The sequence below is a fragment of the Leptothrix mechoopdaensis (SeqCode) genome, assembly GCF_053893855.1.
Genome location: NZ_CM132699.1, coordinates 2053517 through 2074309, shown reverse-complemented (window position 1 = coordinate 2074309; position 20793 = coordinate 2053517). Strand labels below are relative to the sequence as shown.

The following is a 20793-nucleotide window of genomic DNA, read 5'->3' as shown; positions in this document are numbered from 1 at the left end:
GGGTTCAGCGGGCGGTGTCGGCGGTCGCCGGGCTCGATCCGGCCGGGCTCGTGCCGGCCCGCTTGATCGCCGAGACGGCCGCATGCGCCACCGCCGCAGCACCGACGACGCCGGCCGCCGTGCCGCCGATCTGGTCGGCGTTGGCCTCGACGCCGAAGGCGTGGATGTTGGTCAGGCGGTCGTAGAACGAGCCCTTGTCCCAGAAGCCGTCCTCGCTGCAGCCGATGCAGCCGTGGCCGGCCTTGATCGGGAAGCTGGTGCCCTCGTTCCACATCACCGTCGAACAGGCGTTGTAGGTGGTCGGACCCTTGCAGCCGACCTTGTAGAGGCAGTAGCCGCGCCGCGCCGACTCGTCGTCGAAGTGCTCGACGAACTGGCCCGCGTCGAAGTGGGGCCGGCGGTAGCACTTGTCGTGGATGCGCTGGCTGTAGAACATCTTCGGCCGGCCCTGGCGGTCCAGCTCGGGGATGCGGTCGAAGGTCAGCATGTAGGTGATGACGCCGGTCATCACCTCGGCGATCGGCGGGCAGCCGGGCACCTTGATGATGGGCTTGTCGGTGATCACCTGATGGACCGGCGTGGCCCGCGTCGGGTTGGGCTTGGCGGCCTGCACGCAGCCCCAGCTGGCACACGAGCCCCAGCTGATGATGGCCTTGGCGTCCTTGGCGACGTGGCGCAGCTGGTCGACGAACGGGCGCCCGCCGATGATGCAGCTCATGCCATCCTGGTTGAGCGGCGGGTTGCCCTCGACGGCCAGGATGTAGTTGCCCTTGTACTTCGTCATCACCTCCTCGAGGATCGCCTCGGCCTGGTGACCGGCGGCGGCCATGAGGGTGTCGTCGTAGTCGAGCGAGATCATCGACAGCACGACGTCCTTGGCCAGCGGATGCGCGCTGCGGATGAAGCTCTCCGAGCAGCAGGTGCATTCCAGCCCGTGCAGCCACAGCACGGGGGTGCGCGGCTTGGTCTCCATCGCATGCGCGATCTGCGGCACGAAGGCCGGCGACAGCCCCAGCGACGTCGCGGTCAGCGAACAGTATTTGAGAAAGCTGCGCCGCGAGATGCCCTGGCGCCGCATCACCTCGTAGAAGGTCTCCATCGTCTTGTCTCCTCGCTCACCGCTCCCGGGTGTGCCGATGGAGAGTTCTCAAGAGACATGCCGGAAATCAAGCCCTGCGGGTAAGTCCGGGGCTGCGTCGACAAGTGCTTGATCTGACGAGGGTTTTCGGACGCGTCTGGCGGACCCGCCGGGCGCGCTTCCGGCCGGATGGTCAGGAGCCTTCCACCGGGCCGGCCGAACCGGTCGCGGCGTGACCGGGGTGGGATCGGGGCAGTGGCTCGGCGTCGTCATGAATCTGTCATGGAATCCCCGGAAGATTCGATGGATCTAGAAATGTTAGAACGTGCGTCCGACGCACCCCGAGGAAACCGACATGCGAGTGGGCATCAATGGCATGGGCCGCATCGGCCGACTGGCGCTGCGCGCCGCGACGGGCGCAGCCGAGCGCGGCAGCGACGATCCGCGCGCGGGCAACCGGCTGGAGGTCGTGCACCTCAACGAGCTGAAGGGCGGCGCGGCGGCCACCGCCCACCTGCTGGCCTTCGACAGCGTGCAGGGTCGCTGGCGGGCCGACATCGCCGCCGAGGGCGAGGACTCGGTCCGCATCGACGACCGGCGCCTGTCGTTCTCGTCGCACGCCAGCGCCGCCGAGATCCCGTGGGGCGACCTGGGGGTGGACGTGGTGCTCGAATGCACCGGCAGGTTCCTGACGCCCGAGACGCTGCAGGGCCACCTCGACCGGGGCGCCAAGCGGGTCATCGTGGCCGCGCCGGTCAAGGTCGGCGGGGTGCTCAACATCGTCGTGGGCATCAACCACGAGCTGTACGACCCGGCGCGCGACCGCATCGTCACGGCCGCGTCGTGCACCACCAACTGCCTCGCGCCGGTGGTCAAGGTCGTGCATGAGGCGATCGGCATCCGGCACGGCCAGATCACCACGATCCACGATCCGACCAACACCAACCTGGTGGTCGACGCGCCCCACAAGGACCTGCGCCGCGCCCGCAGCGCGATGCAGAGCCTGGCGCCGACGACGACCGGCAGCGCCACCGCCATTGCGCTGATCTACCCCGAGCTGAAGGGCAAGCTCAACGGCCATGCCGTGCGCGCGCCGGTGCTCAATGCCTCGCTGACCGACTGCGTGTTCGAGATGAAGCGCGAGACCAGCGTCGACGAGGTCAACGCGCTGTTCGAGGCCGCCGCACGCGGTCCGCTGGCGGGCATCCTGGGCTACGAGACGCGCCCGCTGGTCAGCGCCGATTACGCCCGCGACACCCGCAGCTCGATCGTCGACGCCCCGTCGACGATGGTCACCGACGGCACCCTGCTGAAGGTCTACGCCTGGTACGACAACGAGATGGGCTATGCCTGCCGGATGGTCGACCTGGCCTGTCACCTGCAGCAGCGCGGCCTGTGACCGGTGCACCGCTCATGAACACGGGAACACGGAACTACGCGATCGTCACCGCAGCCTATTGGGGCTTCACGCTCACCGACGGCGCATTGCGGATGCTGGTGCTGCTGCACTTCTACCGGCTGGGCTACTCGCCGTTCACGCTGGCCTTCCTGTTCCTGCTCTACGAGGCGATGGGCGTGGTGGCCAACCTGGTGGGCGGCTGGCTCGCCACGCGCTACGGCATCAAGCGGATGCTGAGCGTCGGCCTGTTCACGGAGATCACCGGCTTCCTGCTGATGTCGGCGCTGTCGCCGACCTGGTCGGTTGCGCTGTCGGTCGCGTGGGTGGTCGGTGCGCAGGGCATCTGCGGCATCGCCAAGGACCTGACCAAGACCGCGAGCAAGTCGGCCATCAAGGCGACGGCCGGCGAGGCGTCGGGTCAGCTGTTCAAGTGGGTCGCCTTCTTCACCGGCAGCAAGAACGCGATGAAGGGCATCGGCTTCTTCCTGGGCGGGCTGCTGCTGCAGGCGGTCGGTTTCCAGGTCGCCCTGTGGATCATGGCGGGCCTGCTGGCGCTGGTCTTCGTGGGCGTGGTCGGCTTCGTGCCGCCGCTGATGGGCAAGAGCAAGGCGTCCGGGTCGGCCAAGGAACTGTTCGCCAAGAACCGGGGCATCAACCTGCTGGCCGCTGCACGCGTGGCGCTGTTCGGCGCGCGCGACGTCTGGTTCGTCGTCGGCGTGCCGGTGTTCCTGTATTCATCGGGCTGGACCTTCACGATGGTCAGCGGCTTCGTGGCCGCGTGGACCATCGGCTACGGCGTGGTGCAGGCCAGCGCCCCGGCCCTGGTGCGGCGCAGCGCCGACGGCCTGAGCACCGAGGTGCCGGCCGCGCGGCTCTGGTCGGCCCTGCTGGCCGTCGTGCCGCTGGCACTGGCCGGCCTGGTGGCGCTGCAGGTGTCGCATCTCGAATGGGTCGTGGTGGCCGGACTGGGCCTGTTCGGCTTCGCCTTCGCGGTCAACTCGTCGGTCCATTCCTACCTGGTGCTGGCCTACGCCGGCTCCGAGAAGGCCGCCGAGGACGTCGGCTTCTACTACGCCGCCAACGCGCTCGGACGTTTCTTCGGCACGCTGATGTCCGGCCTGCTCTACCAATGGGGCGGCCTGATGGCTGCGCTGCTCGGCTCGGGCGTGATGCTGCTGGCCTGCTGGCTGGTGACGCTGAACCTGCCGCTGCGGCTGGAACTGGCGCGGCCGGGGTCGGGGCAGGACGAGGCCCGGTCCGGCGAACGATCGCCGGCCTGAGCGGTCAGCGCGGCGTCGTCGTCACCAGCCGGGCCAGCTCCGCCACGCCCACCGGTGGCACCGTCAGCCAGGGCACGATGCAGGTCTGCCGGGCCAGGCCGGCGCCGATGCGCGCGATCTGGCGGCGTTCGCCGGCCAGCCGGGCGGCCAGCAGCGGATCGTGCGTTCCCGCGGCCAGCACGCTCTTGTTGATGACCCACGCATGCGGCTCGATGCGGGCGCGGCGCAGGTCTTCCTGCAGCGCGGCGGCCTGGGAGACCGGCGTCACCTCGGGCAGCGTGACCAGGATGATCCGGGTGTAGTCCGGGTCCTGCAGCCGCATCAGCGGCGTGACGATGCGGGCCGCGCCGTGGCCCTCGAATTCGCGCGTCATCTGGCGGTGGTACGCGCCGGTGGCGTCCATCAGCAGCATCGAATGCCCCGTCGGCGCGGTGTCGAGCACGACGAAGGCGCTGCGGGCCTCGCCGACGATGCGGGAGAAGGCGTGGAACACGGCCACCTCCTCGGTGCAGGGCGACTGCAGGTCTTCCAGCAGCAGCGCCCGCGCGGCCTCGTCCAGCCCGGGCGAACGGGCCGCCATGACCTTGTCGATGTAGCGCTGTGTCTCGGCCTTCGGGTCGATGCGGCTGAGCTTCAGGCCTTCGACCTCGCCGTCCAGCGTGGCCGCCAGGTGGGCGGCCGGGTCGGTGGTGCTCAGGTGGACCGAGTGGCCGCGCCGGACCAGCCCGATCGCGAGCGCAGCGGCCACGGTCGTCTTGCCCACGCCGCCCTTGCCCATGACCATGATGAGCCCGTGCCCGGCCTGGCCCAGGTCATCGGCCAGTGCGGCCAGCCCGGGCAGGTCCGGCAGATCCGGCAGATCCGGCAGATCCGGCAGATCGCCGGGTGCCGATGTCGGCGCGTCCCCCTCGTTGTCCAGGGTGTTTCCGCCATCGGCGAGCAGGGCGCGCAGGGCAACCAGGCCGACGGTGTCCCACGGACGCAGCGGCACGCGGTCCTGCGGCAGGGCCTGCAGCACGGCGGGCAGGGCGGCGAGCGCCTGTTGCCCGACCGCCTCGATCGCGCAGGCCACCGCGTCGCTGCGGTCGCTGGCGTGGAAGACGCCGTTGATCGCCAGGCGCTGGTTGCGCAGGCCCAGCGCCTGCAGGTCTTGCGACGTCCGCGCGACCTCGGCGATCGCGCCGGGCTCGGGGCGCGCCACCAGCACGACCGTCGTGCGCGCCGGGTCGCCCAGCGCGTCGAGCGCGGCCTGGAAGCGGGCCTCCTGCATCTTCAGGCCCGAGTGCGGACCGAGGCAGGATGCGCCACGGTCGTTGCCGGCCAGGAAGCCGGTCCAGGCCTTGGGCAGGCTCAGCAGCCGCAAGGTGTGACCGGTCGGGGCGGTGTCGAAGACCACGTGGTCGTAGCCGCCGGCCGGGTCGGCCAGCAGCGTCGCGAACTCGTCGAACGACGCGATCTCGGTCGTGCAGGCGCCGGAGAGCTGCTCGCGCACCGTCGCGATTTCCTCGGCACTGGCGCCGCCGTCCATCTGCGCCAGCACACGTTGGCGATAGGACTCGGCGGCCTGGTCCGGGTCGATGTTGAGGACCGACAGCCCCGGCGCGCCGGGCACCGGCACGGGCGAGTTGCGCAGCTCGATGCCCAGCATCTCGTCGAGGTTGGATGCCGCGTCGGTGCTGACCAGCAGCACCCGCCGGCCGGCATCGGCCAGCTTCAGCGCGGTGGCCGTCGACAGCGAGGTCTTGCCGACGCCGCCCTTGCCGGTGAAGAAGACGTGGCGGGTCGGATCGGTCAGGAAGCCCGGTGCCGACGCCAGACCGGCGCCGTTGCCGTTGCTGTCAGCGCCGGACACGCTGGCCGCTGGCATCGACCACCGCCTCGCCGTCTTCCTTCGTGAAGGCGCCTTGCTGCGGCGTCGGCAGGATGTCGAGCACGGCCTCGGACGGCCGGCACAGGCGGGTGCCCAGCGGCGTCACGACGATGGGGCGGTTCATCAGGATCGGGTGCGCGACCATGAAGTCGATCAGCTGGTCGTCGCTCCAGTTCGGGTCGGCCAGGCCGAGTTCCTCGTAGGGCGTGCCCTTCTCGCGCAGCAGCGCGCGCACGGGGATGCCGAGCGCGGCGATCAGCTCGACCAGCCGGTCGCGGCCGGGCGGCGTCTTCAGGTACTCGATCACCTCGGGTTCGACGCCGCTGTTGCGGATCAGCGCGAGCGTGTTGCGCGAGGTGCCGCAGGAGGGGTTGTGGAAGATCGTGATGGTGCGGTTGCTGTTGCTCATGCTGGACTCCGGGTGTGCAGGCCGGCCTCGTACCAGCCCTTGCTTTCGTTGACGATGCGGACCACGAGCAGCATCACCGGGACCTCGATCAGCACGCCGACCACGGTGGCCAGCGCGGCGCCGGACTCGAAGCCGAACAGGCTGATCGCGGCGGCCACGGCCAGCTCGAAGAAGTTGCTCGCGCCGATCAGCGCGGACGGGCAGGCCACGGCATGCGACTCGCCCAGCCGGCGGTTGAGCCAGTAGGCCAGTCCGGCGTTGAGGAAGACCTGGATCAGGATCGGCACCGCCAGCATCGCGATCACCAGCGGCTGGTCGAGGATGGCCTGGCCCTGGAACGCGAACAGCAGCACCAGCGTGGCCAGCAGCGCCGCGATCGACCACGGGCCGATGCGCTCGAGCGCCGCATCGAAGGCGGCCTGGCCGCGGCCGAGCAACCAGCGCCGCGCCAGCTGCGCGATGAGCACCGGGATGACGATGTAGAGCAGCACCGAGGTCACCAGCGTCGCCCACGGCACGACGATGGCCGACAGGCCCAGCAGCAGCGCGACGATCGGCGCGAAGGCGAACACCATGATGGTGTCGTTCAGCGCCACCTGCGACAGCGTGAACAGCGGATGCCCGCCGGTCAGCCGGCTCCAGACGAAGACCATCGCGGTGCAGGGCGCGGCGGCCAGCAGGATCAGCCCGGCGATGTAGCTGTCGGACTGCCCGGCCGGCAGCCACGGCGCGAAGACATGGCGCACGAAGAGCCAGCCCAGCAGCGCCATCGAGAAGGGCTTGACGGCCCAGTTGACGAACAGCGTGACGCCGATGCCGCGCCAGTGCTGGCGGACCTGCGACAGCGAGCCGAAGTCGACCTTCAGCAGCATCGGGATGATCATGATCCAGATCAGCAGCCCGACCGGCAGGTTGACCTGCGCGACCTCCATGCGGCCGATCGCACGCACCGGCCCGCTGAGCCACTGGCCCAGCGCGATGCCGATGACGATGCACAGGAAGACCCAGACGGTCAGGTAGCGCTCGAACACGCTCATCGGCGCGGGGCGGGCGGCGGCGGGCGCCTGAAGGACCGTGGACGACATGGGCGGGGCGTCCTCAGCAGCAGCCGGTGGACGACTTCACCGCGATGCCGATCGGCTTGCCGCGGGTTGTCGGGGTGCAGCAGGCGGCTGCCGGGGTGACCGCTGCAGGCGCGGGAGCCTCGTTGAACACGGGGATGTCGGCCAGCGTGTGGAACTGCTCCCAGGCGATGCCCTGCGGGTCGGTGATCCAGTGTTTCTCGCTGCGGGCGTAGCAGCAGGTCGTCTGGCCTTCATCGAGCAACGCCAGGTCGGCCGACTCGGCGCGCGCCTTCAGCTCGGCCAGCTCGGCCGTGTCGTCGGTCTGGAAGCCGAGATGGTCGATGCCGGCCTTCGCACCGCGCGTGGAGATCGCGAAGTTGAGGCGCGGGTCATCGAGCATCCACTTGGCGTAGTCGCCTTCGACGCGGGTCGGCTCGGCGGCAAACAGGCGCGAATAGAAGGCGACGCTCTGCGCCAGGTCGTCGACATGCAGGTGGACGTGGAAACGCTTCATGCGGGGCTCCGGATCGTCGTGGGACAAGAGGGTGTTCAGCAGACGCTGCGTCGCCGGGCAGCCGGCGCGGCGCAGGACTGGCCCATGCAGCAGTGGTCGCCGAGGTAGCCGATCAAGGCGTCCATCGCGGCCAGCGCCGGGCGGTAATGCAGATTGCGGCCGTCGCGTTCGACCTCCACCAGACCGGCGTTGGCCAGCTCCTTCAGGTGGAAGGACAGCGTCGAGCCGGGGATGTCCAGCAACGCCGACAACGCCCCCGGCGTCATGCCTTCGGGCCCGGCGCCGACCAGCGCACGGAACACGCGCAGACGAGCTTCCTGGGCCAGGGCGGCCAGGGCGATGACGGCGGTCTTTTCATCCATGATTCCAAGCTTATCGAAATGTGGGGTGGATGTCGAGAACAGCGTTGCCTTCGGCAACGTGTCTTCGTTCCCCTCTATGGAGGGGTGGCAGGCGCAGCCTGACGGGGTGGTTTGGTGGCAGGGCGCTACAGCCCGAAAACCACCACCCCCCGCCTACGGCGTACCCCTCCGGAGGAGGGGAATTGGGGGCAGGCGCTACAGCCCGAAAACCCCCCGCCTACGGCGCAACAGCGTTGCCTTCGGCAACGGGTCTTCATTCCCCTCTATGGAGGGGTGGCAGGCGCAGCCTGACGGGGTGGTTTGGTGGCAAGGCGCTACAGCCCGAAAACCACCAGCCCTCGCCTACGGCGTACCCCTCCGGAGGAGGGGAATGGGGCGGTGGCGTGCTGGGGTGGTTGGGCAGGGCGCCAGAGCCCGAAAACCACCCCCTCCCGCCGTTGGCGTACTCCCCCTTGGCAGGGGGAGAGTTGGATGCGGCTCAGCGGGCTTTGGCGATGTGCCGGGACCAGTCGTCGGGCTTGAAGCCGACCGTCGTGTGGCCGTCGGGCCAGCGCACGACCGGGCGCTTGATGACGCTGGACTGCGCCAGCATCAGGGCGCGGGCGGTCGGTGTGTCGACGACGGCGGCGCGGACGGCCTCGTCGAGCTTGCGCCAGGTGGTGCCCGAGCGGTTCACCAGCGTCTCCCAGCCGACGGCCGCGAGCCAGCCGTCGAGTTCGGGTTCGGGGACGCCGGCCTTCTTGAAGTCGTGGAAGGCATAGGGCAGGCCCTGCTCCTCCAGCCAGGCACGGGCCTTCTTGACGGTGTCGCAGTTGGGGATGCCGTAGAGCGTGATCACGGTGTCGTCTCCTGCCGGGCGTGGCAAAGGCTCACTGCCGCGCGGTGCGCACATTGCGCGGTGGCGTGGCCGGGTGGCTGGTGCGCCAGGGGTTGATGTCGAGGCCGCCGCGTCGCGTGTAGCGGGCGTAGACCTGCAGCTGGACCGGCTTGCAGCGCGTCAGGATGTCCATGTAGATGCGCTCGACGCACTGCTCGTGGAACTCGTTGTGCTGGCGGAAGCTGACGAGGTAGCGCAGCAGCCCGGCCTGGTCGATCTGCGGGCCGCTGTAGCGGATCTGCACGCTGCCCCAGTCGGGCTGGCCGGTCACCAGGCAGTTGCTCTTGAGCAGGCCGGAGGTCAGCGTCTCGGTCACCGGGTTCTGGTCGAAGGCGGCGGTCAGCAGCTCGGGCGACGGCGTGTAGGTGTCGCAGTCGAGGTCCAGCCGGTCGAGGTCGACGCCGTCGAGTTCCTCGATGCGCTGGGCCGCGAAGTCGTGTGCGCTCAGGACCTTCACGCCAACGCGCTGGCCGAAGGCGGCGCTGAGGTCGCGCTGCAGCACCTCGCGCACGGCATCGGCCGAATCGAAGCGGCTCATGTTGAAGCTGTTGAGGTAGAGCTTGAACGACTTGCTCTCGACGATCGCCGGCGACTCGCACGGCACCGTCACCTGCGCCAGCGCCACCTGCGGCTTGCCGCGCTGGTTGAGCCAGGACAGCTCGTAGGCGGTCCACAGGTCGCAGCCCATGAAGGGCAGGGCGCTGCCGCCGAGGGCGACGCCGATCTCGTCGCGTTTGGGCTGGCGCTGGATCGGGAACAGCAGCTCGGGCGCGTAGGTGTCGCGGTAGGCCGAGACCTGGCCCAGCGGCGATCCGGCCGGGTCGTGGTGGGGGGGCATGGCGGGCGTGTCGTTCATGTCACGGATTGTCGGATGCCTCGTGGCGGTCGTCGCCGTACGGGGTCGTGAAGCGGCCGGCGTCCAGGCCCTGTTCGCGCAGCCAGCGCACCATCACCGCCTCCTGGCCGTGGGTGACGATGACACGCTCGCAGCCGGTCGCGCGGATGGCACGTTGCAGGCCGGGCCAGTCGGCGTGGTCGCTCAGCACGAAGCCGCGGTCCAGGCCGGGCCGGCGGCGCGCCGAGCGCACCTGCATCCAGCCGCTGGCGAAGGCGATGGCGGGCTCGGGCGTGTCGCCTAGCCACGCGCCCTGGCGCGCCGACGGCGGGGCGACCAGCAGGGCGCGGCAGCGTTCGGCCGGGCTCAGGTCGTCCAGGCGGCGGGTCGGCGGCAGGTCGATGCCGGCGTCGCGGTAGGCCCGGTTGACGGCCTCGACGGTCGGGTGGACGGCGATCGGGCCGAGGCCCGCATCGACGCCGGCCAGCAGCCGCTGCGCCTTGCCGAAGCTGTAGCCCTGCAGCAGGCTGGGCCGGCCGGCCGCCGCGTTGTCGCGCCACCAGGTGTCGATCTGGCCGAACACCTCGGCCTCCGGGCGCCAGCGGTAGATCGGCAGGCCGAAGGTCGACTCGGTGATGAAGGTGTCGCAGCGCACCGGCTCGAACGGCGCGCAGGTCGGGTTGGCCGGCTCGCCGGGCGGGGCGTCGCCGCGCAGGTAGTAGTCGCCCGAGGCGACCCAGACGCGTCCGCCGTGTTCGAGCCGGACCTGGGCCGAACCCAGCACGTGGCCGGCCGGGTGCAGGCTGATGCGCACGCCGTGGTGGTCGACCGTCTCGCCATAGGCCAGGCCTTGCAGTCGGATGTCGCCGAGCCGCGCGCGCAGCACGCCGGCGCTGACGGCGGTGGCCAGGTAATGGCCGTGTCCGCTGCGGGCGTGGTCGGCATGGGCATGGGTGATGACGGCCCGGTCGACCCGCCGCCACGGGTCGATCCAGAAGTCGCCCGGCGGGCAGTAGAGCCCCTGCGGGCGCAGCACGACCAGGTCGTCGTCCATCGCGCGAGCCTGTCCGGCCGGACCTCAGCGGTCGGCGCGGCGGATGGCGCGCGCCAGCAGCAGCACCGGCAGCAGGCCGACCACCACGATCGCCAGCGACGGCAGCGCGGCCTCGGCCAGGCGCTCGTCGCGGGCGAGCTGGTAGGCGACCACGGCGAGCGTGTCGCTGTCGAACGGGCGCAGCACCAGCGTGGCCGGCAGTTCCTTCATCACGTCGACGAAGACCAGCAGCGCGGCACCCAGCACCGACGGCAGCAGCAGCGGCCCGTGGACCTGCCGGAACAGCCGCAGCGGGCCGGCGCCGAGCATGCGGCCGCTCTCGTCCAGGCTGGTCGGCAGGCGCGACAGCCCCGCCTGCACCGACTGCAGCGCGACCGCCGAGAAGCGCACCAGGTAGGCGTAGACCAGGCCCAGCGTCGTGCTGGTCAGCACGGTGCCCCAGGTCGATTCCGGGAAACGCTGTTGCAGCCAGCCGGCCGGCAGCAACAGGCCGATCGCGATGACGGCGCCCGGCACGGCGTAACCCAGCGAGACCACCCGCACGCCCGCCTGCAGCAGCCGGCCGGGCCGCCAGCGCAAGGCCAGCGACAGGGCCAGCGCCAGCGCGGCGGCGAGCAGCGCGGCACTGGCGGCCAGCTGCAGCGTCGTCCAGGACCAGGCCAGGAAACGTGCCCAGGGCAGGCCGAACTCGCCGTACAGCGCCTCGCGCACGACCAGCCGCAGCAGCAGGGCCACGGGGATCACGAAACCGGCCAGCACCGGCAGCGCGCAGGCCAGCACGGCGACGGCGGCGGGCAGGCCGGTCAGGCGCAGCGGCTGGGCATCGGCAGCGCGTCCGAGCGGCCGGCTGCTGGCGTAGCGCAGGCGGGCCTGGGCGCGGTGTTCGGCCCAGGCGAGCGCCCCGACGATCACCAGCAGCACGGTCGCCAGCTGCGCGGCGGCCAGCCGGTCGCCGAAGGACAGCCAGGCGCGGTAGATGCCGGTGGTGTAGGTCTGCAGGCCGAAATAGGCGCCGACGCCGTAGTCGGCCAGCGTCTCCATCAGCGCCAGCGAGACGCCGGCGGCGATGGCCGGGCGCGCCAGCGGCAGCGCGATGGTGACGATGCGCCGCACCAGTCCGGCGCCCAGCAGCCGCGCGGCCTCCAGCAGCGTCGAGCCCCGGCCGGCCAGCGCCGTGCGGGTCAGCAGGTAGACGTAGGGGTAGAGGGCCAGCACGAACAGGATGACGGCGCCCCACAGGCTGCGCACGTCCGGCCACAGCGCGCCGCGCGCGCCGGTCTGCTCGCGCAGCCAGATCTGCAGCGGGCCGCTGGACTGCAGCGTGTCGGTGTAGACGTAGGCCAGCACGTAGGCCGGCATCGCCAGCGGCAGCAGTAGGGTCAGCTCGAACAGGCGGCGGCCGGGGAAGTCGAACAGCGTCACCGCGATGGCCGCACCGGTGCCGACCACCGCCACGCCGACGCCGACCGCCACGGCCAGCACCAGCGAGCCGCGGCTGTAGCCCGGCAGCACGGTGGTCAGCTGGTGGCGCAGCACGTCGAGCGCGGCGCTGTCGAGGCTCAGCCAGGCGCTGGCGAGGGCCAGCACCGGCAGGGCCAGCAGCAGGCACAGGAGACCGAGGGCGGTGCCGGCCAGCCTCATGCAGGGCTCCGGCTGCGATCGAGAATGATTGTCATTGGCATGCGCTGGCTATGATAGGTCGAGCACCCAGGCGGCCCCGTCCGTGATCCCCAGCATGTACCTCCAGATCGACCAGACCACCGTCCAGTACGCCGGCAGCGCGCGCCCGGCCGTGAACCACGTGTCGCTCGGGCTGGCACGCGGCCGGATCGGCGCGCTGCTGGGGCCGTCGGGCTGCGGCAAGACGACGCTGCTGCGGGCGGTCGCCGGGCTGGAGCGGCTGCAGTCGGGCCGGATCTCGCTGGACGGCCAGCCGGTCAGCGACGCCGCCAGCGGGCTGCACCTCGACGCCCGCGAACGCCGCGTCGGCATGGTGTTCCAGGACTACGCGCTGTTCCCGCACATGACGGCGGCGCAGAACGTCGCATTCGGGCTGCACGGCCTGTCGCGCGCGGAGCAGCGCGACCGGGTTGCGCAGATGCTCGACCTGGTCGGCCTGGGCGGCGCGGCGCGGCGCCTGCCGCACCAGCTGTCGGGCGGCCAGCAGCAGCGCATCGCGCTGGCCCGGGCGCTGGCGCCGCAGCCGCGCCTGCTGCTGATGGACGAACCGTTCTCCAGCCTCGATGTCGACCTGCGCGAGCGGCTGGCGCAGGAGGTCCGCGCGATCCTGAAGCAGACCGGCACGACCGCGCTGTTTGTCACCCACGACCAGATGGAGGCCTTCGCCGTGGCCGACGAGGTCGGCGTGATGCAGCACGGCCAGCTCGACCAGTGGGACGAGCCGTACGCGCTCTACCACCGCCCGGCAACCCGTTTCGTCGCGACCTTCGTCGGGCATGGCGTCTTCACGCCCGGCGAGGTCCGTGTCGACGCCGGCGGCGCGCGGGTGCTGACGCCGCTGGGCGAACTGGCCGATCCGCAGGAATGCCCGATGCCCGACGCCAGCGGCCGCTGCGAGGTGCTGCTGCGCGCCGACGACATCGTCCACGACGACGACAGCCCGGTGAAGGCGCGCATCCAGGCCAAGGCCTTCCGCGGCTCGGAGTTCCTCTACACGCTGCAGCTGGCCAGCGGCGAACAGGTGCTGGCGCACGTGCCGTCACACCATGACCATGCCGTCGGCGAGTGGATCGGCGTGCGGGCCCAGGTCGACCATGTCGTGACCTTTCCCCCGGCCCCCGCAGCCGGGGGGTGACCATTGCCACGGAAACAGCATGAAACAGCCGGGAAGGCCGTGCTGATCGACCTTTCCAGAGGCCTGCAAGCCTGCTGGGTCACGGGGCCGACACCTATACTCCCGTGCCATGCAGAAGGGGTCTGATGTCAGGCCCGGCGAGGATGGACATCATGGGTAGCAAGTTGAAGGTGGCGGGCTGGGTGCTGGCAGGAGCGGTGGCCGGGGCCCTGGCGACGATGCAGTTGCAGGCCACCGCGCGCAGCGCGATGTCGCCGCTCCCCATCGAGGACATGCAGCAGCTCGCGGCGGTCTTCGATCTCGTCAAGCGCTCGTACGTCGAGCCGGTCGACGAGAAGAAGCTGATCCGCGACGCGATCGGCGGCATGGTGGCCGGGCTGGATCCGCACTCGGCCTACTTCGAGGGCCAGGCCTTCAAGGAATTCCACGAGGGCATCAGCGGCAAGTTCACCGGCGTGGGCATCCAGATCGAGATGGAGGACGGCCTGGTCAAGGTGGTCTCGCCGATCGAGGGCTCGCCCGCCGACCGCGCCGGCATCAAGACCGGCGACCTGATCACCCGCATCGACGACACGGTGGTCAAGGGCCTGACGATGGACCAGGCCATCAAGCGCATGCGCGGCCCGAGCAACACCAAGGTGATGCTGACCATCCTGCGCAAGTCCGAGAACCGCACCTTCCCGGTCAGCATCGTGCGCGAGGAGATCAAGACCAAGAGCGTGCGCTCGCGGGTGGTCGAGCCGGGTTACGCGTGGATCCGCATCAACCAGTTCCAGGAACCGACGCTGCGCGACTTCGCCGAGCAGCTCAAGGACATCCTCAAGCAGGAGCCCAGCCTCAAGGGTCTCGTGCTCGACCTGCGCAACGACCCGGGCGGCCTGCTCGACGTGGCGGTGGGCGTGACGGCGGCCTTCCTGCCGCGCGACGCGATCGTCGTGACGACCAACGGCCAGATCGCCGAGTCGCGCAGCACGCTGCGTGCGGCGCCGGCCTACTACTCGCGTGACGGCAACGACGTGCTGGCGAGCATCCCGGCGCTGATCAAGAACGTGCCGGTGGTGGTGCTGGTCAACGAGGGCTCGGCCTCGGCCAGCGAGATCGTGGCCGGCGCGCTGAAGGACCACAAGCGCGCCGTCATCATGGGCTCGCAGACCTTCGGCAAGGGGTCGGTGCAAAGCGAGCTGACGCGTCTGCCGATGCCCAACACGTCGCTGAAGATCACCACCGCGCGCTACTACACGCCGTCCGGCCAGTCGATCCAGGCCAAGGGCATCGTGCCGGACGTGCTGGTCGACGAGACCGCCGAGGGCAGCCCGTTTGCCGTCCTGCGCATGCGCGAGGCCGACCTTGACCGTCACCTGGGCGCCGCCGCCGGAGCCAGCGATGCCAAGAAGGACGCCGCGCGCGAGAAGGCTCGCGAAGAGGCGCTGAAGAAGCTCGAGGAAGCCAACGCATCGGCCAGCAAGGACAAGGCGCCGCCGCGTCTGCCCGAGTTCGGCTCCAACGAGGACTTCCAGCTGCAGCAGGCGCTCAACCGCCTGAAGGGCAAGACGGTCCAGGTCAGCAAGACCCAGGTCGAGCGCAAGCCCGGCGAGGCCGCGACGAACTGAAGCGTCACGGCGCACCAATGCGAAGGGGCCTGCGGGCCCCTTCGTCGTTTGGGGCCGCATTCGTTGACTATCCTTGCGACCCTCAGCGGGAACACCTCCATGACCGATCAACCTAGCGACGACCTGAACGACGACCAGCTGCTGCGCTACAGCCGTCACATCCTGCTCGACGACCTGGGCGTCGAGGGCCAGCGCCGCATCGTGCGCGGCCATGCGCTGGTGATCGGTGCGGGCGGGCTGGGCTCGCCGGCGCTGCTCTACCTCGCCAGTGCCGGCGTCGGCACGATCACGCTGGCCGACCACGACACCGTCGACCGGACCAACCTGCAACGCCAGATCGCCCACACCGATGCGCGCGTGGGTTGGCCGAAGGTCACGTCGGCGGCCGCGACCGTCGCGGCGCTCAACCCCGAGGTCACCGTCCGCCCGATGCAGCAGCGCGCCGATGCGGCGCTGCTCGACGCCTGGGTGGCCGAGGCCGATGTCGTGCTGGACTGCAGCGACAACTTCGCGACCCGGCACGCGGTCAACGCGGCCTGCGTCGCGCACCGCAAGCCGCTGGTGTCGGGGGCCGCGATCGGCTTCGATGGCCAGATCTCCGTGTGGGACAGCCGGGGCGATGCGCACCCCTGCTACGCCTGCGTCTTCCCGCCCGATGCCGGCATGGAAGAGGTCCGCTGCGCGACGATGGGCGTGTTCGCGCCGCTGGTGGGCATCATCGGCACGATGCAGGCGGCCGAGGCGCTCAAGCTGCTCGCCGGCATCGGCACCTCGCTGGCCGGACGGCTGCAGATGCTCGATGGCCGCACGCTCGAATGGACCGAGATCCGGGTCGGCCGCGACACCACCTGCACGGTCTGCGGCAAGCGTCACTGAGACCGCCACCGCGCCGGTCCTGACCTTGCCTTGACACCGTCCGCCGCTATCCTGAGTCCATGGACAAGCATCACCCCAAGAACGCGCCCGGTCGTTCGACCGTGCGCAACTTCCCCAGCGCCGAGGAAGAGGCGCAGGCCCTGAAGCTGCCGTCGCGCTACAGCGGTCCGGAGAGCGCCTACAGCCTGGCCTTTGCCGACAACGCCTTCCTGCTGCGCGACGAACTGCGGCCGGTGCGCATGCAGCTGGAGCTGCTCAAGCCCGAGCTGGTCCAGCAGGAACAGGGCATCGAGCAGACCATCGTGATCTTCGGCAGTGCCCGCATCGTGCCGCCGGAGACGGCGGCCGAGCGCATCGCCGAGGCCGAGGCGGCGGGCGATGCCGCTGCCCTGGCGCGTGCCCGCACGCAGCAGCAGATGAGCCGCTACTACGACGAGGCGCGCCGTTTCGCGAGCATCGTGACCGAGCAGTCGCGGCGCCTGGAGACGCCGATCTATGTCGTCACCGGTGGCGGCCCCGGCATCATGGAGGCCGGCAACCGTGGCGCGCACGAGGTGGGCGGCAAGAGCATCGGCCTGAACATCGTGCTGCCGCACGAGCAGGAGCCCAACGCCTACATCACGCCGGAACTGTGTTTCCAGTTCCACTACTTCGCGCTGCGCAAGATGCACTTCGTCATGCGCAGCATCGCGCTGGTCTGTTTCCCCGGTGGCTTCGGCACGCTCGACGAGCTGTTCGAGACGCTGACGCTGATCCAGACCGGCAAGTCGCGCCGCCGACCGATCCTGCTGTTCGGGCGCGAGTTCTGGACCCGCCTGATCAACTTCGAGCTGCTGATCGAGACCGGCATGATCGGCGCGGACGATGTCCGCCTGTTCCAGTTCGTCGAGACCGCGGACGACGCCTGGGAACACCTGTCGGCCTATTACGACCTGGACCGCTCCGAGCCGCAGGCCGGTGCCCATGCCGAGGATGTCTGAGATGAGTGACCCGCGCAGCCAGCCGCCCCGGATCGTCGACCTGATCGGCGTTCCGACCGATGTCGGTGCCTCGGCCCGGGGGGCCTCGATGGGACCGGAGGCCTTGCGCGTGGCGGGCATCCGGCAGCGCCTGGAGGCCCATGACCTGGTCGTGCACGACCGCGGCAACGTCAGCGGTCCGGCCAATCCGTGGCTGCCGCCGAACGATGGCTATCGCCATCTCGACGAGGTGGTGGCCTGGAACCAGCTGGCGCACGACGCCGTCCATGCCAGCCTGAAGGCCGGTCACCTGCCCATCATGCTGGGCGGCGACCATTGCCTGGGCGTCGGCTCGATCAGCGCCGTGGCGCGCCACTGCCGCGAGACCGGCCGCAAGCTGCGGGTGCTGTGGCTCGACGCGCACGCCGACTTCAACACCTCGGCCATCACCCCCAGCGGCAACATCCACGGCATGCCGGTCGCATGCCTGTGCGGGCTCGGTCCGGCCGCGTTGACGAGCATGTCGGGGGCGGTGCCGGCGATCTCGTCGAAGGCGATCCGGCAGATCGGCATCCGCAGCGTCGATGCCGGCGAGAAGCGCCTGGTGCACGAGCAGGACATCGAGGTCTTCGACATGCGCTACATCGACGAGATGGGCATGCGCCATGCAATGGAGCTGGCGCTGGCCACGCTCGACGATCGCACCCACCTGCACGTCAGCTTCGACGTCGACTTCCTCGACCCCGGCATCGCGCCGGGCGTGGCGACCACCGTGCCCGGCGGTCCGACCTACCGGGAAGCCCAGCTGTGCATGGAGATGATTGCCGACACCGGCCGGCTGGCCTCGCTGGACGTCGTCGAGCTCAACCCCGCCTTCGACCTGCGCAACCAGACCGCCGAACTGGCCGTCGACCTGGTCGAGAGCCTGTTCGGCAAGAGCACCCTGATGCGCAAGTGAGGCGGCAGGGCCTTAGCGGCTCGATTCCGAGACGATGTACCACTCGGTGCCGCGACGTTGCCAGACCAGCACCTTCTGGCTCTTGTCCTTGACCGTGCCCGAGCTGTAGTCCTGGTCGAAACGGGTCTCGACGCGGGTCGGCGAGATCGTCTTGCGCTGGACATTGCTGATGCGCAGGTCGATCGGGCCGGGCTTGCGCAGCAGCTTGGTGCGGTTGTCGAACCAGGCCTTGCGCGAGACCTTGGCGGGCTGGAACTTGGCGTCGTAGAAGCTCAGGTAGCGCGTGACGTCCTTGCTGGACCAGGCCGCCGACCAGTCCAGCAGTCGCTGCGAGACCGACGAGACGGCCGGCGCCTCGGCGGGGGCGGGCGGCAGCGAACGGGCGGCCGGCGCCGGTGAGGCGGCGGGCGGTGCGGTCACGGCCGAGACCTCGAACGGCGCGGTCTGACGGGCACGGGCGTCCAGATCGGACTTGGTCGTCAGGGCCAGTTCGGTGGCGCTGACCGGGCAACGCGTGGCCGCGTCGTTGTCGGCCTGCCAGAAGCGACCGTCTTCCGGCTCCTCGTTGGCCTCGCTGGCACGCACCAGTTCCAGGACCGCGACCAGCATGCTCGAAGAGGCGTGCGTGCGCGCCTTGGCGATCGACAGGTCATGTTCAGCCGAGGTCAGTGCACGACGCGCGACGTACAGCTCGTTCTCGGCGTTCAGCACGTCCAGCAGGCTGCGCTGGCCGATGTCGAACTGCTGGCGATAGGCGTCGCGGGCCTTGGCGGTCGACTGGACGTTGCGGTCGAGATAGCCGATCTGCTCGGTCTGCGTGCGCACATCGTTGAAGGCGATCGCCGCCGCCTGGCGGGCGTCGCGGCAGGCCTTGTCACGCTGGTCGGCCGCCTGGTTCAGCAGGTTGGTCGCCTGGCGGATGCGCGACTGGTCGGCACCGCCGTTGAACAGGTTCCAGTTGAGATACAGGCCGGCGGTGGTCTCGCGCTTCTGCGTCGGCACGCCGTCGAAGTTGTTGCCGGCGCCGCTGCGCAGGCGAGCCTCGACACGTGGCTGCCACAGGCCGTCGCGCTCCTTGCTCTGCGACTGCGACGAACGGTAGTTCTCGACGGCGGCCGCCACCAGCGCATTGCGCTTGACGCTCTGTTCGACCGCCTTGCCGGCCGAGACCGGCAGGCCGCGGTCCAGCGCATTGCCCAGCGGCAGGTCGGCGGGCGGTAGCGCGCCGACGATGCGGCGGTAGCGCTCGGTCACGTCATGCAGGTTGGCCGTCTCGGTGGCCAGATTCGATTCGGCCAGCGCCAGACGCGCGCCGACCTGTTCCAGGTCGACGCCGCGGCCGACACCCGCCTTGACGCGCGACTGGATCTGCTCGAACACCTGGCGGTGCTGGACATAGTTGTCCTCGGCCAGTTGCACCAGCTTGCGGGCACGTGACACGTCGTAATAGGCGCGGGTACTTTCGAGCGCAGCCTGTTCGCTCGCATCGATGAATTCGAAATACCGAACTAGACGCGCGTGGTCGAGTCGCTGGACCTGGTTGACGGTACTCAGCCCGTCCCACAGCAATTGCGTCGCGGTCAGGGCCACGCCGGTGCTGTTCATCGTGCTGTTGATCGGCGTGCGGTTCTCGATGCGGTCGCGGATTCGTGCCGCATCGGCACTCAGGTCGACTCGCGGCAAATACGCGCCGCGTGCCACGCCGACTTCCTCGACAGCCGCCCGGAAAGCATTCAGGCGGGCGGTGACTTCCGGGTTGGTGGAAATCGCGCGTTGCGCCGCATCCTTCAGCGGATCGGCCGCAGGACCCTGCGACCAGGCCGGGAAAACCATGGCGATCTGGCAGGCCAGCGCCAGTTTTCCAATCATCGGGAAGGACGGCTTGATCATGGTGGTGGCAGATGCGGAACCGCATCGATATTAATTTTGGACATTATTCCACAGCGCCCTGTGCTTGGGCAAGGCAACCCAAGCGAGACGTTCGATAAGCGGCGGCTTTTCGGCCTTGCAGTGCCTTCTGGGTGTCGCCGGTGCATGCTCAACTTGCCGGACTGCCGACCGATAAGGTAGCGATGCCGAGATTCCTGCCGATCCTGCAAACCGCCAGCGGGTCACAACTTGTGACCGGAAGGCGGGTTTTCGGCATTTTTTCTCTGCATCTGCGGCGCCTGTCGTCGGGACTTCTGCTGATGTTGCTGGGTCTGGCGCTGCTGCTCGCCGGCCGGGATTCGTCGGCCTGGGATGTGGATCGACTGCGACAGTCGGCCCTGCGCCAAGGCGGGCAGGCGCCCGAGGCGATGCGCTCGCTGGTCGATCTGGTCAGCCAGCTGGCCGGGCAGGACGACGAGACCCGGCTCCAGCAGGTCAACCAGTTCGTCAATCGGCGGGTGATGTTCCGCGACGATATCGACGTGTGGGGCCAGATCGATTATTGGGCGACGCCCATCGAGATGCTCGGCCGGGGTGCTGGCGATTGCGAGGACTATGCGATCGCCAAGTACTTCAGCCTGATCGCCGCCGGCGTCCAGCCGGCGCGCCTGCGGCTGGTGTATGTGAAGGCGACCTTGAACGGCCCGGGCGGCTCCAGTCAGCAGGCGCACATGGTGCTCGCCTACTATCCGGTGCCGGGCGCGAGCGACCCCTCGATTCTGGACAATCTCGTCCCCGAGATTCGCCCGGCATCGCGCCGACCGGATCTGTCGCCGGTATTCAGTTTCAACGCCGAAGGGCTCTGGACCGGAACCCAGGGTCCGGGTGCCGGCGATCCGCTGGCGCGTCTGTCGCGCTGGCGTGATTTGCTCGCGCGGGCCCGTGAACAGGGTTTTCTGTGATG

At 69.8% G+C, this 20793-nt stretch carries 19 protein-coding genes; 8 read left to right on the top strand and 11 right to left on the bottom strand.

Translation table 11 applies throughout. The features are described from left to right. Window positions 1–4: 4 nt before the first annotated feature. On the bottom strand, window positions 5–1099 hold the full coding sequence (locus tag ACWA7K_RS09150; RefSeq protein WP_456167778.1) for a hydrogenase small subunit: 1095 nt from the start codon (window positions 1097–1099) through the stop codon (window positions 5–7). Between the two features lie 334 nt (window positions 1100–1433). On the opposite strand from ACWA7K_RS09150, the gene ACWA7K_RS09145 reads away from it, so the two are divergent. Together ACWA7K_RS09145 and arsJ are read left to right on the top strand one after the other, a co-directional pair. Then, window positions 1434–2477, top strand: coding sequence for an ArsJ-associated glyceraldehyde-3-phosphate dehydrogenase (locus ACWA7K_RS09145; protein ID WP_456167776.1), 1044 nt, complete (start codon window positions 1434–1436; stop codon window positions 2475–2477). A 14-nt stretch (window positions 2478–2491) separates the two neighbouring features. Next, window positions 2492–3757, top strand: coding sequence for an organoarsenical effux MFS transporter ArsJ (gene arsJ / locus ACWA7K_RS09140; protein WP_456167774.1), 1266 nt, complete (start codon window positions 2492–2494; stop codon window positions 3755–3757). Window positions 3758–3761: 4 nt separating this feature from the next. On the opposite strand, the gene arsA is transcribed toward arsJ, so the two are convergent. The 9 genes from arsA to ACWA7K_RS09095 all read right to left on the bottom strand — a co-directional run bounded on the left by arsA (window position 3762) and on the right by ACWA7K_RS09095 (window position 12383). After that, window positions 3762–5609: an arsenical pump-driving ATPase gene (gene arsA / locus ACWA7K_RS09135; protein WP_456167772.1), complete on the bottom strand. Its 1848-nt coding sequence runs from the start codon at window positions 5607–5609 to the stop codon at window positions 3762–3764. Beyond that, window positions 5596–6036, bottom strand: a complete 441-nt coding sequence (arsC, locus tag ACWA7K_RS09130; RefSeq protein ID WP_456167770.1) for an arsenate reductase (glutaredoxin) — start codon at window positions 6034–6036, stop codon at window positions 5596–5598. The genes arsA and arsC overlap by 14 nt, the downstream gene beginning before the upstream one ends. Then, window positions 6033–7121 (bottom strand): ACR3 family arsenite efflux transporter, encoded by a 1089-nt coding sequence (arsB, locus tag ACWA7K_RS09125; protein ID WP_456167768.1) that lies wholly within the window; start codon window positions 7119–7121, stop codon window positions 6033–6035. The genes arsC and arsB overlap by 4 nt, the downstream gene beginning before the upstream one ends. 13 nt (window positions 7122–7134) lie before the next feature. Continuing rightward, a complete protein-coding gene (locus ACWA7K_RS09120; RefSeq protein WP_456167766.1) occupies window positions 7135–7614 on the bottom strand; it encodes an ArsI/CadI family heavy metal resistance metalloenzyme in 480 nt (159 codons plus the stop codon). A 35-nt stretch (window positions 7615–7649) separates the two neighbouring features. After that, entirely contained in the window at window positions 7650–7976 is a 327-nt protein-coding gene (locus tag ACWA7K_RS09115; RefSeq protein ID WP_456167764.1) for an ArsR/SmtB family transcription factor, read from the bottom strand. Window positions 7977–8454: 478 nt separating this feature from the next. Continuing rightward, on the bottom strand, window positions 8455–8868 hold the full coding sequence (locus ACWA7K_RS09110; RefSeq protein WP_456167762.1) for an ArsC family reductase: 414 nt from the start codon (window positions 8866–8868) through the stop codon (window positions 8455–8457). After that, window positions 8846–9691, bottom strand: a complete 846-nt coding sequence (gene queF / locus ACWA7K_RS09105; protein ID WP_456168748.1) for an NADPH-dependent 7-cyano-7-deazaguanine reductase QueF — start codon at window positions 9689–9691, stop codon at window positions 8846–8848. The genes ACWA7K_RS09110 and queF overlap by 23 nt, the downstream gene beginning before the upstream one ends. A gap of 19 nt (window positions 9692–9710) precedes the next feature. Further along, window positions 9711–10742 (bottom strand): ligase-associated DNA damage response exonuclease, encoded by a 1032-nt coding sequence (locus ACWA7K_RS09100; protein ID WP_456167760.1) that lies wholly within the window; start codon window positions 10740–10742, stop codon window positions 9711–9713. A gap of 24 nt (window positions 10743–10766) precedes the next feature. Then, window positions 10767–12383 carry an ABC transporter permease gene (locus ACWA7K_RS09095; RefSeq protein WP_456167758.1) on the bottom strand — a complete coding sequence of 539 codons (1617 nt, stop codon included), beginning with the start codon at window positions 12381–12383 and terminating at the stop codon, window positions 10767–10769. A gap of 94 nt (window positions 12384–12477) precedes the next feature. Here ACWA7K_RS09095 and ACWA7K_RS09090 point away from each other — a divergent pair, with 94 nt between their 5' ends. From ACWA7K_RS09090 to rocF, 5 genes are all read left to right on the top strand, one after another. Further along, window positions 12478–13557, top strand: a complete 1080-nt coding sequence (locus tag ACWA7K_RS09090; RefSeq protein ID WP_456167756.1) for an ABC transporter ATP-binding protein — start codon at window positions 12478–12480, stop codon at window positions 13555–13557. A 152-nt stretch (window positions 13558–13709) separates the two neighbouring features. Then, window positions 13710–15167, top strand: coding sequence for a S41 family peptidase (locus ACWA7K_RS09085; protein ID WP_456167754.1), 1458 nt, complete (start codon window positions 13710–13712; stop codon window positions 15165–15167). 123 nt (window positions 15168–15290) lie between these two features. Next, the gene (locus tag ACWA7K_RS09080) at window positions 15291–16043 is read left to right on the top strand and encodes a HesA/MoeB/ThiF family protein (RefSeq protein ID WP_456168746.1); all 753 of its coding nucleotides are present in this window, start codon (window positions 15291–15293) and stop codon (window positions 16041–16043) included. Window positions 16044–16102: 59 nt separating this feature from the next. Continuing rightward, window positions 16103–17023: an LOG family protein gene (locus ACWA7K_RS09075; protein WP_456167752.1), complete on the top strand. Its 921-nt coding sequence runs from the start codon at window positions 16103–16105 to the stop codon at window positions 17021–17023. A gap of 1 nt (window position 17024) precedes the next feature. Continuing rightward, window positions 17025–17960 (top strand): arginase, encoded by a 936-nt coding sequence (gene rocF / locus ACWA7K_RS09070; protein WP_456167750.1) that lies wholly within the window; start codon window positions 17025–17027, stop codon window positions 17958–17960. Between the two features lie 12 nt (window positions 17961–17972). Here the strand turns inward: rocF and ACWA7K_RS09065 are convergent, their stop codons facing one another. Next, window positions 17973–19850: a TolC family outer membrane protein gene (locus ACWA7K_RS09065; protein WP_456167748.1), complete on the bottom strand. Its 1878-nt coding sequence runs from the start codon at window positions 19848–19850 to the stop codon at window positions 17973–17975. 182 nt (window positions 19851–20032) lie between these two features. Here ACWA7K_RS09065 and ACWA7K_RS09060 point away from each other — a divergent pair, with 182 nt between their 5' ends. Next, complete coding sequence (locus ACWA7K_RS09060) at window positions 20033–20791, top strand: transglutaminase-like cysteine peptidase (protein ID WP_456167746.1); 759 nt, start codon at window positions 20033–20035, stop codon at window positions 20789–20791. Window positions 20792–20793 lie beyond the last annotated feature (2 nt).

What these genes read in the sequence shown, in the direction of transcription:
- ACWA7K_RS09150 (WP_456167778.1), bottom strand. Translation starts at nt 1,099, where the DNA reads ATGGAGACCTTCTACGAGGTGATGCGGCGCCAGGGCATCTCGCGGCGC.
- ACWA7K_RS09065 (WP_456167748.1), bottom strand. Translation starts at nt 19,850, where the DNA reads ATGATCAAGCCGTCCTTCCCGATGATTGGAAAACTGGCGCTGGCCTGC.
- ACWA7K_RS09115 (WP_456167764.1), bottom strand. Translation starts at nt 7,976, where the DNA reads ATGGATGAAAAGACCGCCGTCATCGCCCTGGCCGCCCTGGCCCAGGAA.
- queF (WP_456168748.1), bottom strand. Translation starts at nt 9,691, where the DNA reads ATGCCCCCCCACCACGACCCGGCCGGATCGCCGCTGGGCCAGGTCTCG.
- ACWA7K_RS09085 (WP_456167754.1), top strand. Translation starts at nt 13,710, where the DNA reads ATGGGTAGCAAGTTGAAGGTGGCGGGCTGGGTGCTGGCAGGAGCGGTG.
- arsC (WP_456167770.1), bottom strand. Translation starts at nt 6,036, where the DNA reads ATGAGCAACAGCAACCGCACCATCACGATCTTCCACAACCCCTCCTGC.
- ACWA7K_RS09100 (WP_456167760.1), bottom strand. Translation starts at nt 10,742, where the DNA reads ATGGACGACGACCTGGTCGTGCTGCGCCCGCAGGGGCTCTACTGCCCG.
- ACWA7K_RS09095 (WP_456167758.1), bottom strand. Translation starts at nt 12,383, where the DNA reads ATGAGGCTGGCCGGCACCGCCCTCGGTCTCCTGTGCCTGCTGCTGGCC.
- ACWA7K_RS09145 (WP_456167776.1), top strand. Translation starts at nt 1,434, where the DNA reads ATGCGAGTGGGCATCAATGGCATGGGCCGCATCGGCCGACTGGCGCTG.
- ACWA7K_RS09110 (WP_456167762.1), bottom strand. Translation starts at nt 8,868, where the DNA reads ATGTGCGCACCGCGCGGCAGTGAGCCTTTGCCACGCCCGGCAGGAGAC.
- ACWA7K_RS09120 (WP_456167766.1), bottom strand. Translation starts at nt 7,614, where the DNA reads ATGAAGCGTTTCCACGTCCACCTGCATGTCGACGACCTGGCGCAGAGC.
- arsJ (WP_456167774.1), top strand. Translation starts at nt 2,492, where the DNA reads ATGAACACGGGAACACGGAACTACGCGATCGTCACCGCAGCCTATTGG.
- ACWA7K_RS09075 (WP_456167752.1), top strand. Translation starts at nt 16,103, where the DNA reads ATGGACAAGCATCACCCCAAGAACGCGCCCGGTCGTTCGACCGTGCGC.
- arsB (WP_456167768.1), bottom strand. Translation starts at nt 7,121, where the DNA reads ATGTCGTCCACGGTCCTTCAGGCGCCCGCCGCCGCCCGCCCCGCGCCG.
- ACWA7K_RS09060 (WP_456167746.1), top strand. Translation starts at nt 20,033, where the DNA reads ATGCCGAGATTCCTGCCGATCCTGCAAACCGCCAGCGGGTCACAACTT.
- ACWA7K_RS09090 (WP_456167756.1), top strand. Translation starts at nt 12,478, where the DNA reads ATGTACCTCCAGATCGACCAGACCACCGTCCAGTACGCCGGCAGCGCG.
- rocF (WP_456167750.1), top strand. Translation starts at nt 17,025, where the DNA reads ATGAGTGACCCGCGCAGCCAGCCGCCCCGGATCGTCGACCTGATCGGC.